This is a genomic window from Bradyrhizobium liaoningense (assembly GCF_018130785.1).
Lineage (GTDB): Bacteria > Pseudomonadota > Alphaproteobacteria > Rhizobiales > Xanthobacteraceae > Bradyrhizobium > Bradyrhizobium liaoningense_A.
This window is the reverse complement of sequence record NZ_JAFCJT010000038.1, coordinates 19,115-33,586: the sequence shown is the minus strand read 5'-3', so window position 1 is coordinate 33,586 and position 14,472 is coordinate 19,115. Positions and strand designations below refer to the sequence as shown.

General features: G+C 65.6%; 15 protein-coding genes. 11 read left to right on the top strand and 4 right to left on the bottom strand.

Annotated features, from left to right (window positions below; genetic code table 11):
• Positions 1–57 precede the first annotated feature (57 nt).
• The 7 genes from xylB (at position 58) to JQ627_RS37150 (ending at position 7,628) form a co-directional block, all read left to right on the top strand.
• Positions 58–1,515, top strand: coding sequence for a xylulokinase (gene xylB / locus JQ627_RS37180; protein ID WP_212489295.1), 1,458 nt, complete (start codon positions 58–60; stop codon positions 1,513–1,515).
• A complete protein-coding gene (gene xylA / locus JQ627_RS37175; protein WP_212489294.1) occupies positions 1,512–2,834 on the top strand; it encodes a xylose isomerase in 1,323 nt (440 codons plus the stop codon). Before xylB ends, xylA begins: the two co-directional genes overlap by 4 nt.
• A 12-nt stretch (positions 2,835–2,846) precedes the next feature.
• A complete protein-coding gene (locus JQ627_RS37170) occupies positions 2,847–3,605 on the top strand; it encodes an ATP-binding cassette domain-containing protein (RefSeq protein ID WP_212489293.1) in 759 nt (252 codons plus the stop codon).
• Complete coding sequence (locus tag JQ627_RS37165; protein WP_212489292.1) at positions 3,605–4,687, top strand: ABC transporter permease; 1,083 nt, start codon at positions 3,605–3,607, stop codon at positions 4,685–4,687. The genes JQ627_RS37170 and JQ627_RS37165 overlap by 1 nt, the downstream gene beginning before the upstream one ends.
• Before the next feature lie 94 nt (positions 4,688–4,781).
• Entirely contained in the window at positions 4,782–5,714 is a 933-nt protein-coding gene (locus JQ627_RS37160; protein WP_026312292.1) for a sugar-binding protein, read from the top strand.
• Between the two features lie 90 nt (positions 5,715–5,804).
• Positions 5,805–6,782 carry an aldo/keto reductase gene (locus JQ627_RS37155; RefSeq protein WP_212489291.1) on the top strand — a complete coding sequence of 326 codons (978 nt, stop codon included), beginning with the start codon at positions 5,805–5,807 and terminating at the stop codon, positions 6,780–6,782.
• A gap of 3 nt (positions 6,783–6,785) precedes the next feature.
• Positions 6,786–7,628, top strand: a complete 843-nt coding sequence (locus JQ627_RS37150; RefSeq protein WP_212489290.1) for an amidohydrolase — start codon at positions 6,786–6,788, stop codon at positions 7,626–7,628.
• A gap of 248 nt (positions 7,629–7,876) precedes the next feature.
• Here JQ627_RS37150 and JQ627_RS37145 read toward each other — a convergent pair whose 3' ends face one another.
• The 4 genes from JQ627_RS37145 to JQ627_RS37130 all read right to left on the bottom strand — a co-directional run bounded on the left by JQ627_RS37145 (position 7,877) and on the right by JQ627_RS37130 (position 11,447).
• Positions 7,877–8,242: a nuclear transport factor 2 family protein gene (locus JQ627_RS37145; RefSeq protein WP_212489289.1), complete on the bottom strand. Its 366-nt coding sequence runs from the start codon at positions 8,240–8,242 to the stop codon at positions 7,877–7,879.
• Between the two features lie 157 nt (positions 8,243–8,399).
• The gene (locus JQ627_RS37140) at positions 8,400–8,750 is read right to left on the bottom strand and encodes a RidA family protein (RefSeq protein ID WP_212489288.1); all 351 of its coding nucleotides are present in this window, start codon (positions 8,748–8,750) and stop codon (positions 8,400–8,402) included.
• Between the two features lie 117 nt (positions 8,751–8,867).
• A complete protein-coding gene (locus JQ627_RS37135) occupies positions 8,868–9,785 on the bottom strand; it encodes a PHB depolymerase family esterase (protein WP_212489287.1) in 918 nt (305 codons plus the stop codon).
• A 3-nt stretch (positions 9,786–9,788) separates the two neighbouring features.
• Complete coding sequence (locus JQ627_RS37130) at positions 9,789–11,447, bottom strand: FAD-binding dehydrogenase (RefSeq protein ID WP_409363842.1); 1,659 nt, start codon at positions 11,445–11,447, stop codon at positions 9,789–9,791.
• Between the two features lie 269 nt (positions 11,448–11,716).
• Between JQ627_RS37130 and JQ627_RS37125 the strand changes: the two genes are divergently transcribed.
• From JQ627_RS37125 to JQ627_RS37110, 4 genes are all read left to right on the top strand, one after another.
• Complete coding sequence (locus JQ627_RS37125; RefSeq protein ID WP_212489285.1) at positions 11,717–12,238, top strand: hypothetical protein; 522 nt, start codon at positions 11,717–11,719, stop codon at positions 12,236–12,238.
• A gap of 121 nt (positions 12,239–12,359) precedes the next feature.
• Positions 12,360–12,554 carry a hypothetical protein gene (locus JQ627_RS37120; RefSeq protein WP_212489284.1) on the top strand — a complete coding sequence of 65 codons (195 nt, stop codon included), beginning with the start codon at positions 12,360–12,362 and terminating at the stop codon, positions 12,552–12,554.
• Positions 12,555–12,578: 24 nt separating this feature from the next.
• Positions 12,579–13,169: an SCO family protein gene (locus JQ627_RS37115; RefSeq protein WP_212489283.1), complete on the top strand. Its 591-nt coding sequence runs from the start codon at positions 12,579–12,581 to the stop codon at positions 13,167–13,169.
• Between the two features lie 255 nt (positions 13,170–13,424).
• On the top strand, positions 13,425–14,354 hold the full coding sequence (locus JQ627_RS37110; protein WP_212489316.1) for a transporter substrate-binding domain-containing protein: 930 nt from the start codon (positions 13,425–13,427) through the stop codon (positions 14,352–14,354).
• The last annotated feature ends 118 nt before the right edge of the window (positions 14,355–14,472 follow it).

Genomic DNA, 14,472 nt, shown 5'->3' with positions numbered 1-14,472 from the left:
GTTGCGGAAAGGGCGACTCTGAGATCGCGCACCGCAACAGGCGAAAGGGAGGACGGCGTGTATCTCGGTATCGACATCGGCACGTCCGGTGTGAAAGCGGTGCTCGTGAGCGAAACCGGCGCGATTGTCGCGACCGCCGCGCGCGAGCTTGTGCTGTCGCATCCCGCGCCGCTGTGGTCCGAGCAGGATCCCGACGCCTGGGTCGATGCGGCGGTTGGCGCCGTCGACGATCTCGCCGCCCGTCATCCGCGCGAGGTCCCGCAGGTGCGCGGCATCGGGCTGTCCAGCCAGATGCATGGCGCGACGCTGCTGGATGAGGATGGACGGCCGCTGCGCCCCGCCATTCTGTGGAACGACGGCCGCGCGCACGCCGAATGCGTCGCGCTCGAGCGGCGCTGCCCGTCGCTGCACACGATCGCCGGCAATCTGGCAATGCCCGGCTTCACCGCGCCAAAGCTGCTCTGGGTCGCGCGACACGAGCCGCAAATCTTCGAGCGCGTGGTAAAGGTGCTGCTGCCGAAGGCCTATGTGCGTTATCGCCTCACTGGCGAGATGGTCGAGGATATGTCCGACGCCGCGGGCACGCTGTGGCTCGACGTCGGTCTGCGCCGCTGGTCGGCGCTGCTGCTGCACGCCGCCGGGCTCGATCTCCACCACATGCCCCGCCTCGTCGAGGGCAGCGAGGTCAGCGCAGTGCTCGCGCCGGAATTCGCGCGGCGCTGGGGCATGGCGAAAGATGTCGTGATCGCCGGCGGCGCCGGCGATAATGCCGCGAGCGCTATCGGGCTCGGCGCGATCGCACCGGGCGATGCGTTCCTGTCGCTCGGCACATCCGGCGTGGTGTTCCGCGTCACCGATCGGTTTGCACCGGCGCCGGATTCGGCCGTGCATGCATTCTGCCATGCGCTGCCTGGCCTGTGGCATCAGATGGGCGTGATGCTGTCGGCCGCGGCTTCGCTGGCCTGGGTCGCAGGCGTCATGGAGACGCCGGCCGCCGAGCTCCTGGCGCCGCTCGGCGAGCGCGTCGACGGACCGAGCTCGATAAAATTCCTGCCTTATCTCGACGGCGAGCGCACGCCGCACAACGATGCCGCCGCCAGCGGCGCCTTCGTCGGCTTGCGCGCTGCGACCGGGCGCAGCCAGATCGTGCAGGCCGTGCTGGAAGGCGTCGCCTTCGCCGCGCGCGACAACCTCGCGGCGCTGAGCGCGGCCAGCGGGCCAATCGCGGAGGTCGATCTTGTCGGCGGCGGCTCGCGCTCGCCGCTGTGGGCACAGATCTGCGCCGACGTGCTCGGCATTCCCGTCCACCGCGTCGAGGAGGGCGAGGTCGGTGCGGCGCTCGGCGCCGCACGGCTCGGCCGGCTCGCCGCCACCGGCGAAGGCCCCGCGGAGGTGTGCAAGCGCCCGCGGCGGCTCGCGAGCTTTGCGCCCCGCGCATCCGTCACTGCGGCCTATGACGAGGCCTATCGGCGGTGGCGCGAGCTTTATCCTGCGTTGAAGGAGAGTCTTAAGTGAACGCATCAGCCAAATTCTTCGACGCAAGCGCCCCGGTCGCCTTCGGCGGCAAGGATGCCGGAAACACGCCCGCATTCCGCTGGTACGACAAGGATCGCCTCGTCCATGGCCGCCGACTCGAGGATCATCTGCGCTTTGCGGTCTGCTACTGGCATTCGTTCTGCTGGCCGGGCGGCGATCCCTTCGGCGGCGAGACTTTTCTGCGCCCCTGGCATCAAGGTGCTGATGCGATGGCGCAGGCGCGCGCCAAGGCCGATGTCGCCTTCGAGCTGTTCCGTCTGCTGGACGTGCCCTTCTTCTCCTTCCACGACGTCGACGCGGCGCCGGAAGGCACTTCGCTCAGCGAGTCCGTCGCCAATCTCAACGCGATCGCCGATCTGTTCGAAGCGAAGATGGCGTCAAGCAAGGTGCGCCTGCTCTGGGGCACGGCCAATTTGTTCACGCATCGCCGCTACATGGCGGGTGCCGCGACCAATCCGGACCCGGAGATCTTCACCTATGCGGCCGGCCAGGTTCGCGCCGCGCTGGAAGTCACGCACCGGCTTGGCGGCCAGAACTACGTGCTGTGGGGCGGCCGCGAGGGCTACGAGACGCTGCTCAACACCGATCTCAAGCGCGAGCTCGACCAGCTCGGCCGCTTCATCTCGCTCGTCGTCGAGCACAAGCACAAGATCGGCTTCAAGGGTCCGATCCTGATCGAGCCGAAGCCGAAGGAGCCGACCAAGCATCAATATGATTTCGACGTCGCCACCTGCTACGGCTTCCTGGAACGCTACGATCTCCTGAACGACGTCAAGCTCAACATCGAGCAGAACCACGCCATCCTTGCCGGCCACTCCTTCCATCACGAGGTCGCGCTCGCCGAGGCGCTCGGAATCTTCGGCTCGCTCGACGTCAATCGCGGTGACGATCTGCTCGGCTGGGACACCGACCAGTTCGCGATGAACGTGGGCGAACTGGCGCTGGTGTTCCACGAGATCCTGAACCGCGGCGGCTTTACCTCGGGCGGGCTCAATTTCGACGCCAAGATCAGGCGGCAGTCGATCGACCCCGACGATCTGATCCATGCCCATGTCGGCTCGATGGATGCCTGCGCGCGCGCGTTCCTCGCCGCCGCCGACATGCTCGATGCCGGCGTTCTCACCGCACCGCTTGCGCACCGCTACGAGGGATGGGCAGGGCCCGAGGGCCGGGCCATTCTCGGCGGCCAGCGCTCGCTCGCCGAACTTGCCGACCGTGCGCTCAGCCCCGGCTTCGACCCGCAGCCGCGCTCGGGACGGCAGGAATATCTGGAATCCCTGGTCAACCGCCACGTTTGAGGAAGGCCGCTGATGACAAATGCTGAAGCGACACCGGTCCTTGAGCTGACCGGCATCGGCAAGGAGTTCGGCGCTATCCGCGCGCTGCACGGCGTCGACCTGCAGGTCCAGCCCGGCGAGGTCGTCGGCCTGATGGGCGACAACGGCGCGGGCAAGTCGACGCTGGTCAAGATCATCGCCGGCAATTTCCGTCCCAGCCATGGCGAGATCCGCTTTGCCGGCAACGCGGTCCATTTCAACCGGCCCGTCGATGCCCGCGCTGTCGGCATCGAGGTGGTCTACCAGGACCTCGCGCTCGCCGACAATCTGACGGCGGCCGCCAACGTCTTCCTCGGCCGCGAGCTGAAGCGCAAATTCGGGCCGCTCGCATTGCTCGACCACAAGGCGATGGCGGCGCGCGCACTGGAGCTGTTCGGCGAATTGCGCTCGGAGACGCGCCCCGACGATCTCGTCAAGCAGATGTCCGGCGGCCAGCGCCAGGCGGTTGCGATCGCGCGGACGCGTCTCTCCAACGCGCGGCTGGTGATGATGGACGAGCCGACTGCCGCGATCTCGGTGCGTCAGGTCGAGCAGGTGCTCGGCCTGATCCATCGCCTGAAGGAGCAGGGCGTCGCCGTGATGCTGATCTCGCACCGCATGCCCGACGTGTTCGCGGTGTGCGACCGCGTGATCGTCATGCGCCGAGGCGAGAAGCGGGCCGACAAGCCGATCCACCAGACGTCGCCCGAGGAAGTCACCGCCCTGATCACCGGCGCGAAGGAGGCGGCGTGATGGCCATGCCCATGGAATCCCCGATCACCTTCTCGAACGTCGGCAAGATCAGATGGTGGCAGCGCGGCATCTTCGCCTCGCAGACCGGCTATGTCCTGCTCGCGCTGGCGGTGCTGCTGGTGGTCATGCATTTCGCCAGCCCCTATTTCTTCACCGAAGGCAACATGCAGAACGTGGCGAAGAATTTCTCCTTCATCGCCATCGCCACCCTCGGCGTCACCTTCGTGATCATCACCGGCGGCATCGATCTGTCGGTCGGCTCGATGATGTGCTTCTCCGCCATGATCACCTCGATGGTGATGACCGAGCTGTCGGCGCCCGGCTCGCCCGCAGGCTCGCTGTTCGTGCATATGGCCGCTGACGGCAAGACCGTGCTGGCCAATGTGCCGGGGCTGATCCTGCTGGTCTCGATTCTCGCGGGACTCGGCGTCGCGCTGATCGCAGGGCTCGTCAACGGCTTCTGTATCGCCGTGCTCGGCCTGTCACCTTTCGTCACGACGCTCGGCATGCTCTCGATCGTGCGTGGGCTCGGCTACGTCGTCTCCAACGGCCGCGGCAGTTTTCCGGGCGGGCCGGATGCCGATTATTTCTACGCGCTCACGTCGGGCGACGTGCTCGGCGTGCCCGTGCCCTTCATCTATCTCGTGATCCTCGCGCTGGCGATGGCCGTGGTCCTGCACCACAGCTCGTTCGGCCGCCACGTGTTCGCGCTCGGGGGCAACGAGAAGGCGGCCGAGCTCACGGGCATACCGGTCGTGCGGGTGAAGATCGAGGTCTATGTGATCTGCGCGCTTGCCGCGGGGCTCCAGGGCATCATCATCTCCGGCTGGCTCGGCTCGGCGCCCGCCAACATGGCGACGTCCTACGAGCTCAACGTGATCGCGGCGGCCGTCATCGGCGGTGCCAACCTCGCCGGCGGCATCGGCGGTCCGTTGGGGGCCATTGTCGGCTGCGTGCTGCTGGAAGTGATCCGCAACGGCCTCGTGCTGGCACAGGTCAGCTCCTACTGGCAGCAGACGCTGGTTGGTGTGATCATCATCCTGGCGGTGCTGGTCGATCGTATCCGCTCGCGGATGATCTGAAATGACGACGTTCCGGGAGGGCAACGAAAATGCCGCCTGTCCGCTCCCCGGACGAACTTAGGAGGATGGGCGCCAGAAAAGGGTGGAGGAGACAATGAGGAAACTTCTTCTTGCCGGCATCGCTGTCGCAATGATGGCGACGCCGGCGTTTGCCGCGAACTACCGCTTCGTGATCGTGCCCAAGGCGATGAACAATCCGTTCTTCGACTTTGCGCGCGACGGCTGCCTGAAGCGTGCCAAGGAGCTTGGCAACATCGAGTGCATCTACAAGGGGCCCGTGGAGCATGAGCCGGCGACGCAGGCGCAGATCATCCAGGACTTCGTCACCCAGAAGGTCGACGGCCTCGCCATCTCGGTCGCCGACGTCGCAGCCATGACCAAGTCGATCGAGGCGGCGACCGCGGCCGGCATCCCCGTCATCACCTTCGATGCCGATGCACCTGGCTCCAAGCGGATCGCCTATATCGGCACCAACAACAAGGAGTTCGGCGTCGCGCTCGGCAAGGAATTGCTGAAGCTGCGGCCCGACGGCGGCAAATACGCCATGGTCTCGGGCGGTCCGGGCGCCAAGAATCTCGCCGAGCGCGTCGATGGCGTGCGCGAGGCGCTGAAGGGCTCGAAATGGACCGAGGTCGCGGGCTCGCCGACCTTCTGCAACGATGATCCGGCGCTGGCGGTCCAGCAGATGACGGATATGCGCACCGCAACGCCCGATCTCGCCGCCATTGTTCCCATCGGCGGCTGGCCGATGTTCGCCCCGGAAGGCTTCAAGGCCTTCGCCTCCAGGAACAAGAAGGACATCGATTCCGGCAAGTTCACGCTGGTCGTTGCCGATACGCTGAAGATGCAGCTCGAACTGCTGCGCGACGGCTATGCCAATGCGCTGGTTGGCCAGCGTCCGTTCGAGATGGGCGAGAAGGCGATGGACACGCTGCTCGCCATCAAGAAGGGCGAGAAGGTGCCGGAGATCGTCTATACCGGCCTCGATCTCGTGACCAAGGACAATGTTGCGCAGATGTTGAAGTAGGAGCGCAGCCAGCCCCGCGCTCCTGCGTGCTCTCCCGCTTGCGGTTTCCGCAAGCGGGAGAGATGATTTGGACTGTTGGAAGGATTTGGAATGAAACGATCGCGGCTCGGCTCCCTCGACGTCACCTCAATCGGTCTCGGTTCCGCCCCGCTCGGCGGATTGTTCACCGCCGTCAGCGATGCCGATGCGCTCGCCACGATCGAGCGCGCCTGGTCGGCCGGTATCCGCTTTTACGACACCGCGCCGCTCTACGGCTTTGGCCTCGCCGAACGGCGGATCGGCGCTTTCCTGCGGCAGCAGCCACGCGACTCCTACGTCATCTCGACCAAGGTCGGTCGTCTGCTGCGCGCGCCTGATGGCGCCGCCGCCGAGGACGCGCACTACAAGGGCACGTCGCACGAGCGGCCGGTGTTCGACTTCTCCTATGACGGCGTGATGCGTTCGGTGGAGGAGAGCCTGACGCGCCTTGGGCTCGACCGCGTCGATGTCCTGCTCGTGCATGATCCCGACGATCACTATGACGACGCCGTGGCCGGCGCCTTCCGCGCGCTCCAGCGGCTGCGCGCCGACGGCACGGTCAAGGCGATCGGTGCCGGCATGAATCAGTCGGAAATGTTGGTCCGTTTTGCGGAAGCCGTTCCGGTCGACTGCTTCCTGCTCGCCGGGCGCTACACGCTGCTCGACCAGGGCGCGCTGGATGCGTTGTTCCCGGTCTGCCAGGCCAAGAACATCGGCATCCTGCTCGGCGGCATCTACAACAGCGGCATTTTGGCCAATCCGCATTCAGGCGCGAAGTTCAACTATCAGGACGCCGACGCGGCGCTGATCGCGCGTGCGCTCGAGCTCGACGAGCTCTGCCGCAAGCACGGCACCGAGCTGAAGGCCGCCGCGCTCCAGTTCTGCATGGCCCATCCGGTGGTCACAATTGCCGTGCTGGGCGCGCGTAACGCCGCCGAGGTTGCCGACAATATCGCGATGACGGAGAAGGCGGTGCCACAAGCCTTCTGGCGGGAGCTGCGTGCACGAAACCTCGTCGACGCACGCGCGCCGTTGCCGGGCGGAGCCTGAGGCATGATCATCGACGGCCATCAGCATTTTTGGGACCCGTCGCGCGCCGACTATCCCTGGATGGAGGCGCCTGAATTGGCCTCGATCCGCCGCGCCTTCGGCCCCGCCGATCTCGCGCCGCTGTTGAAGGCAAACGGCATCGACGCGAGCATCGTGGTGCAGTGCCGCTCCGCGTTGGAAGAGACCGAGGAATTCTTGGGGATCGCGCATGCGACGCCCTCGGTGATTGGCGTCGTCGGCTGGGCCGATCTGACGGACGGTGCGCTTGGCGAGACGCTCGACCGGCTGCGCGCTTCGCCCGGCGGCGACAAGCTGGTCGGCATCCGCCACCAGGTCCACGATGAGGTCGACCCGGATTGGCTGTTGCGCGAGGACGTCCAGCGCGGCCTCACCGCCGTCTTCGCCGGCGATCTCGCCTACGATTTGCTCGTCCGCACCCGCGAATTGCCCGCCGCGATTGCAACCGCGCAGGCCTTTCCGCAAGCGCGCTTCGTGCTCGACCACGCAGCAAAGCCGCCGATCGCCGATGGCGGAAGCGCCGAATGGTCCGATCTCATCGCGGCTCTTGCGGCCTGCGGCAATGTCTGGTGCAAGATATCGGGCCTTGCGACGGAAGCGGTGTGGAATGATTGGGATGCCGAGCGGATGTTTCCGTTCGTCGAACACGCCGCAGCATGTTTTGGCGAGGATCGCCTGATCTTCGGTTCGGACTGGCCGGTGTGTCTGCTGGCCGGGAGCTATGGCGAGATCAAGGGGGCGCTGGAAGCATGCCTTGCGAAGCTTGGGCCGCAGGTGCGCGACAAGGCATTCGGGGTGAATACGAAGGCTGCGTATCGGTTGGCTTGATTGCAGTCGATGCGCGCTTCTTTCTTCCTTCTCTCCTGGGAGAAGGTGGGATAGGCGGCCTTCGGCCGCCGTTCTTAGGAACGCCGAAGCGAAGCTTCGGCTATGGCGCCGGATGAGGGGTATGCCTCCGCGAACTCAACTCTCAAGATTCTCGCGCTGAGAGATACCCCTCACCCCAGTGAGCCTGCGTCTACGAGCGGAGATGCCCTCTCCCGCAAGGGGAGAGGGCACAGCAACGGGCAGTGTCGTCACGCCCCCGCGGGTACCTGGTCCAGAAATCCCGTGATGCTCCGGATGCGGCCGTCCTTCAGCACGGCGAAGTCGGTGCCCTTGATCGGGCTGTCGACACCGTCGGGACCAAGGCCCCACGAAAAGCGGACATGCTCGCCGTAGCCGTTGGGCTCGCCGATCAGCGTGAACCTGAAGTCGGGAAAGCGCTGCTGCACGCCTGATATCAGCGCGTCGATGCCGTCCCAGCCATCGCCCTTCATCAGGGGATCGACATAGCTCGCATCCGCCGTCCAGCTCTCGCTCAGCAGTTCGCGACGGCGGCCGGCGGCGCGCTCGTTCCAGAGTTCGATGTAGCGGCGGGCGATGGTGACGGGGTCGGTCATGGTGCTCTCCTTCGATGGCGCCGTGTTCGGCTGTCCCGACTATCGAAGGTTCGCATGCGCAGATCGATTACCTCGGACGTCATGCGCCTGAAAACAACTGAAGCGCGATGATGGGCTCATCGCGCTTCAGTTACTCGCTACAGGCCTTCCGTGAAAATTACTTCGCCGCCGTGACCATGATCTCGACGGTGTACTGAGCAGCCGCGAGCTTGGCTTCGACGGTGGCGCGGGCCGGGGTGTTGCCGGGCGAGACCCAGGCGTCCCACACCGCGTTCATCTCGCCAAAGGTCTTCATGTCGGTGATGTAGATCGTGGCCGAGAGCAGCTTCGACTTGTCGGTGCCGGCCTTGGCAAGATGGCTGTCGATGGTCGCCAGGATGTCCTGGGTCTGCTTCGTGACGCTTTCACCGGCGGCCTTGTTGGCGACGACACCGGCGAGATAGACGGTGTTGCCGTGCACGACGACCTGGCTCATGCGCGGGCCGGTTTCGAAACGCTGAATGCTCATTGGGGGATCTCCTGGTGGGAATGGCGGCCCTGTCTAGCCCAGTGCCCCGTGCTCTGCCACCCCGGGCACGCATGCGTTGCCGGGCACGCATGCGTAGCCCGCCGATGCATGCGTCGTTCACGGAAACTGACTGAAAAACGACCAGATCGTCTCGGCGCCGTCGATGTCGCGGTTCTGCGGCCCGAGCAGGCTGGTCGCTACCTTCGGGAAGCGGGCATCCGGAGCGAAGCCGGGCATGCGGTGCCCGCCATGATTGATGCGGTAGAGCACGACGTCGTGCCCCCTGGGGCAGCGCGAGGAGATCCGCGTGGCCGTGGACTGGTCTGCGGGCGCCCCGTCGGGCATTTCAGTCACCTCGGCATCATCGGTCTCGCAGCCATTGAGCTTGCGCCAGAAGGCAAGCGTCTCGTCGGTGGACCAGAACCCGTCTGCGGCATAATAGCTCGATCCGCGTCCGCCCTCGTAGGGGACCAGCGGGTCGGCCGTGCCGTTGATGAGCAGCATCGGCAGCGGCCGCGATGGATGGCAGGTGACTGCGGCCTCATCCGTGAGATTCATGATCACGCTCGCGCCCGCCGCAAACAGATCGGCGCGCGCGCAAACGAGCGTCATCGCCATGGCGCCGCCATTGGAGATGCCGGTGACATAGACGCGTTTTGGATCGGCCGTGCCGTTCGCCACCAGCTTCTCGACGAGCTTTGCGAGGAAGGCGATGTCGTCGGTGCCCTCGGGCGGGCCACGGAGCGCGGGGCCGGCCTTGGTTCTCGCGTCGGCCCAGGCATGGTTGAGGCCATCAGGAAAAACCACGGCAAAACCCTCGCGCTTTGCGACCTGTGGCCACGCCGTCCGCGTCACCATGTCGGCGCCGCGCTGGGTCTTGCCATGCAGCACGACCACGAGCGGTGCCGGTCTTTTCGCTGGCAGTTGCGCGGTGTAGGAGCGCTTTGCGCCGTCGACGTCGATCGTATCGGCAGATGCGACCGAGGCGGCGGCCAATGCCACAACAAACGCCCCGATCTGCGTCCACCTCCGCATGATCTAGCCCACGGCTTTTGCCGCGGCACGGCCGGCATTGCGGCCCGAGAACAGGCAGCCGCCCAGAAAAGTGCCTTCCAGCGAACGATAGCCGTGCACGCCGCCGCCGCCGAAGCCGGCAGCTTCGCCGACCGCGTAGAGGCCGGGAATGACGCTGCCTTCGCTGCCGAACACGCGCGAGTCGAGATCGGTCTCGAAGCCGCCGAGCGTCTTGCGGGTGAGGATGTTGAGCTTGACCGCGATCAGCGGCCCCTGCGCAGGATCGAGGATCCTGTGCGGCGAGGCGGTGCGGATCAGCTTGTCGCCGATATAGCGGCGCGCATTGTGGATGTTCATCACCTGCGCATCCTTGACGTAGGGATTGGCGATCTCGCGGTCGCGCGCCTCGATCTGCATCCTGATGTGCTCGAGCTTGAGGAGGTCGCTACCGGCGAGCTTGTTCATGGCCGCGACGAGTTCCTCGATCTTGTCGCGTACGATGAAGTCGACACCATGGCTTTTGAACGCCTCCACCGGCGCCGGCGCGCCCTTGTTGGTCGCGCGGCGCAGGGTCATTCGCCAGCTCTTGCCTGTCAGATCAGGATTCTGTTCCGAGCCCGACAGCGCAAATTCCTTCTTGATGATGCTCTGGGTCAGGATGAACCAGGAATAATCATAGCCCGTGGACATGATGTATTGGAGTTGGCCGAGCGTGTCGGAGCCGGGAAACAACGGCGCCGGCAGCCGCGTGCCTGTTGCGTCGAACCACATCGAGGACGGGCCTGGCAGGATGCGGATGCCGTGGCGCGGCCAGATCGGTGACCAGTTCTGGATGCCTTCCACATAGTGCCACATGCGGTCGCGGTTGATCAGCCGCGCGCCTGATTTCTCGGTGATGCCGATCATGCGACCGTCGACATGCTCGGGCACGCCGGAGATCATGAACTTCGGCGGCTCGCCGAGCCGCTTCGGCCAGTTCTGCCGCACCAGTTCGTGATTGCCGCCGATGCCGCCAGACGCCACGATCACGGCCTGCGCCTTCAGTGCGAACTCGCCGACGACGCTGCGCGACGAGCTCTTGCCACGCTCGACATTATCAGGCGCGAGAATCGCGCCGCTGATGCCGTCCACCGTGCCGTTGGTGATGGAGAGCGCATCGACGCGATGGCGGAACCTGAAGGTCAGCCGGCCGCTCTTCATGGCCTCGCGCGCGCGTCGTTCGAACGGCTCGACGATGCCGGGGCCGGTTCCCCAGGTGACATGGAAGCGCGGCACCGAATTGCCGTGGCCCATCGCGTCGTAGCCGCCGCGCTCGGCCCAGCCGACCACCGGGAAGATGCGATGCCCCATCGCGCGCAGCCAGTCGCGTTTCTCGCCCGCCGCAAACGCCACATAGGCCTCGGCCCATTGGCGCGGCCAGAAATCCTCGTCGCGGTCGAAGCCGGCGGTGCCGATCCAGTCCTGCATTGCGAGGTCGAAGGAGTCCTTGATGCCGAGCCGGCGCTGCTCCGGCGAATCGACCAGGAACAATCCGCCGAACGACCAGAACGCCTGGCCGCCCAGCGATTGCTCACCCTCCTGGTCGACCACGATCACGCGCTTGCCCGCGTCGGCAATCTCGGTTGCGGCCACCAGTCCCGATAGTCCCGCACCGACGACGATTACGTCCGCCTGCTCTGCCAAGTGTCCGGCCATGAGTTCCCCCCTGTAGTTGTCCGGATTGAAGCCAGCCGTTGCAACTGAGATCAAGGGCTTGGCGCGAAAGACATCGTTAACTTGTTCCAGTTTGGGACCGAGACTTTGGGACCAAGGCCTGCCGGGTGCAGCCCGGGCGCAACACTGGATTTGAATTTGTTTTGAGCCAGCCGGCGTGCCTAGACAAAACCACGGTTACGACGGACGCTAGCAACGCATCACCACCGGACACGCAGATTCGACTGGGGCGGGGGACAATGAAGTTTCTGACGGGGTTGCTCGCGGTGGTTCTTCTGATCGCGGGCATGGGGGCTTCTCACGCGGTGGTTCGGATCGCGGATGACCGCGGCGGTCGGATCGGAACTTACGTCGACAAATATCAGGACCTGCGCCAGTCCGGTGACACGGTCATCATCGATGGCCTCTGCGCCTCGGCTTGCACCATCGTCCTCGGCGCCATCCCGCACGACCGCATCTGTGTGACCTCGCACGCGACCCTCGGCTTCCACGCCGCCTGGGATTTCGGCACCAACGGCCGCGCCGTCACCAATCCCGAAGCGACCCAGATGCTCTATGCGATGTATCCCTCGCGGGTGAAGCGCTGGATCAACCAGCGCGGCGGCCTCACCCCGCACATGCTCTTCCTGAGGGGCAAGCAGCTCCAGGCCATGTACAAGCCCTGCTACCTCGACGTGCAGGCCTCGACCAACCGACCCCTGCGCCGGGTCCTCCCGCAAGTGGAAGAGCTGGAGTCCGCTCGGGGCCAGCTGCTTCGCTGACCTCATCGGCGCGATCTGATTCCGGGAAGTATTCCCTGGAACACCCGCGGCGCTTGCCCGGGCCCGGGCCAGCGCCTATTTGAATGGCAAGGGAACCGGGGCCTTCGCCCCGATCGTTGTCATGGCTCAACCACTGCACCCGGCCCATCCAGTATCGGACAATTCGCCCACTGCCGCCCGGACGCCGTCCGTGCTGCTGTTCGCCGGCGCGGGTCTTGGCGCTCTGGCAGTGATCGGCACGCTCGCGCTGTGGTTCCACTACGGTAGCCAAATGTTCTTCGAAATGATCCGGAGCGGCTTTGCCGCCTGCTTCTGATCCGCGACAGGAAGTCTTCCGCCCATGAGCGCCGCCGCCCGCCCGCTGGTGATTGCAACGGCCTTTGCCGCAAGCCTCGTTATCGGCCTCCTGATCGTGTTCTGGGCCATGGGCGGGGTCAGCAAGGTGGCGCAGCCCGCCGCGATCGGCGGCCCGTTCCAGCTCACCGACCAGCACGGCAAGGCGGTCACCGACAAGAACCTGAAGGGCAAGCCGACCCTGATCTTCTTCGGCTACACCCATTGTCCCGACGTCTGCCCGACCTCGCTGTTCGAGATCTCGGAAGTGCTGCGGGCCATGGGCAAGGACGCCGACAAGGTCAATGCGATCTTCATCTCGGTCGATCCCGAGCGCGACACGCCGGCGACGATGAAGGACTATCTCTCGAGCTTCGACCCGCATCTCGAGGGTCTCAGCGGCGATCCCGCGGAGACCGCCAAGGTGATCACCTCCTACCGGGTCTACGCCAAGAAGGTCCCGACCAAGGACGGTGACTACACCATGGACCACACCGCGCTGATCTATCTGATGGACCGCGACGGCCGCTTTGTCTCGCCGTTCAACCTGAAGCGGACGCCGGAAGAGGCCGCGGCGGATCTGAAGCGGTATCTCTGAAGGCCGATTTGGGTGCAGCACTTCCACAACGTCATGGCCGGGCTTGTCCCGGCCATCTATTTTCTTGGGCCAGGCTAGAAAGTTCGTGGATGCCCGGGCTCTCGCCTCGCCGGAGGGGTTTCGGCCCCGCAGGCGGGACAAGCCCGGGCATGACGGCTGAGAGACCTTCACCCAGCCCACAATCGGCGCTCGCGTTCCCGGCCGGATGGTCTATAAGGCCCTCCGATCTCAATGAAATTCGTTCATTTCCGGCCGATGGCTCCATCGCAACAGGCGAAATCGTCCAAATCTGCCCGTGGCTTGCTGACGGGGCTGGCGGCGGCCGTTTGCCTGCTCGCGGTCCTGCCCGGAGCAAAGGCCCAGGCCCCGCCCAAGCAGCCGCCGGCGGCGCCTCAAGCCACGCCGGTCCCCCAGGCGGCCCCGCAGGCCGTGCCCGGCTTCTGGGACCCGCGGCGGCGGCCGGAGCGGCCGGACCTGTCGCGCCTGACTGTGATCCGCTTCCTGACCGAGACCGACTATCCGCCGTTCAACTACACCGGCGCCGACGGCAATCCGGCCGGCTTCAACGTCGATCTCGCCCGCGCGCTGTGCGAGGAGATCAAGGTCACCTGCACCGTGCAGATGCGCCGCTTCGAGACGCTGGTCGACGCGCTCTCCTCCAACCGGGGCGATGCCATCATCGCCTCGATGGCGGTGAGCCCGCAGCTCCGCGCCCGCGTCGATTTCACCGATCCCTATTACCGCGTGCCGGCGCGCTTCGCCTCGCGCAAGGACGCGGTGATGCCGGAGATCCGGCCCGAATATCTCGAGGGCAAGAAGGTCGGCGTCATCGCCGGCTCCGCGCATGAAGCGTACCTCAAGGCGATGTTCACCGACGCCGAGTTGCACCCCTATCCCAACGACGACGCGATGCGCGCAGCCTTGCGCAAGGGCGAGGTCGATTTCATCTTCGGCGACGCCATCTCGCTGGCGTTCTGGATCAACGGCACGGATTCCGGCGATTGCTGCGCCTTCTCCGGCGGCCCCTTCGTCGAGAGCCGCTTCTTCGGCGAGGGCATCGGCATCGCCGTCCGCAAGGGCAACGACGTGCTGCGCCAGGCGCTGAACTGGGCCCTGTTCCGCGTCTGGGAAAAGGGCCGCTACACAGATTTGTGGCTGCGGTATTTTTCGGTGAGCCCGTTTTAGCTGCTTCCGCTGCCACCTCCATCGTCATTGCGAGGAGTGCAGCGACGAAGCAATCCAGACTGTTTCCGCGGAAAGATTCTGGATTGCTTCGCTTCGCTCGCAATGACGGCGGAGGCGG

What these genes read in the sequence shown, in the direction of transcription:
- JQ627_RS37135 (WP_212489287.1), bottom strand. Translation starts at nt 9,785, where the DNA reads ATGCGGAGGTGGACGCAGATCGGGGCGTTTGTTGTGGCATTGGCCGCC.
- JQ627_RS37165 (WP_212489292.1), top strand. Translation starts at nt 3,605, where the DNA reads ATGGCCATGCCCATGGAATCCCCGATCACCTTCTCGAACGTCGGCAAG.
- JQ627_RS37125 (WP_212489285.1), top strand. Translation starts at nt 11,717, where the DNA reads ATGAAGTTTCTGACGGGGTTGCTCGCGGTGGTTCTTCTGATCGCGGGC.
- JQ627_RS37120 (WP_212489284.1), top strand. Translation starts at nt 12,360, where the DNA reads ATGGCTCAACCACTGCACCCGGCCCATCCAGTATCGGACAATTCGCCC.
- JQ627_RS37140 (WP_212489288.1), bottom strand. Translation starts at nt 8,750, where the DNA reads ATGAGCATTCAGCGTTTCGAAACCGGCCCGCGCATGAGCCAGGTCGTC.
- JQ627_RS37150 (WP_212489290.1), top strand. Translation starts at nt 6,786, where the DNA reads ATGATCATCGACGGCCATCAGCATTTTTGGGACCCGTCGCGCGCCGAC.
- JQ627_RS37110 (WP_212489316.1), top strand. Translation starts at nt 13,425, where the DNA reads ATGGCTCCATCGCAACAGGCGAAATCGTCCAAATCTGCCCGTGGCTTG.
- JQ627_RS37115 (WP_212489283.1), top strand. Translation starts at nt 12,579, where the DNA reads ATGAGCGCCGCCGCCCGCCCGCTGGTGATTGCAACGGCCTTTGCCGCA.
- JQ627_RS37155 (WP_212489291.1), top strand. Translation starts at nt 5,805, where the DNA reads ATGAAACGATCGCGGCTCGGCTCCCTCGACGTCACCTCAATCGGTCTC.
- JQ627_RS37170 (WP_212489293.1), top strand. Translation starts at nt 2,847, where the DNA reads ATGACAAATGCTGAAGCGACACCGGTCCTTGAGCTGACCGGCATCGGC.
- JQ627_RS37145 (WP_212489289.1), bottom strand. Translation starts at nt 8,242, where the DNA reads ATGACCGACCCCGTCACCATCGCCCGCCGCTACATCGAACTCTGGAAC.
- JQ627_RS37160 (WP_026312292.1), top strand. Translation starts at nt 4,782, where the DNA reads ATGAGGAAACTTCTTCTTGCCGGCATCGCTGTCGCAATGATGGCGACG.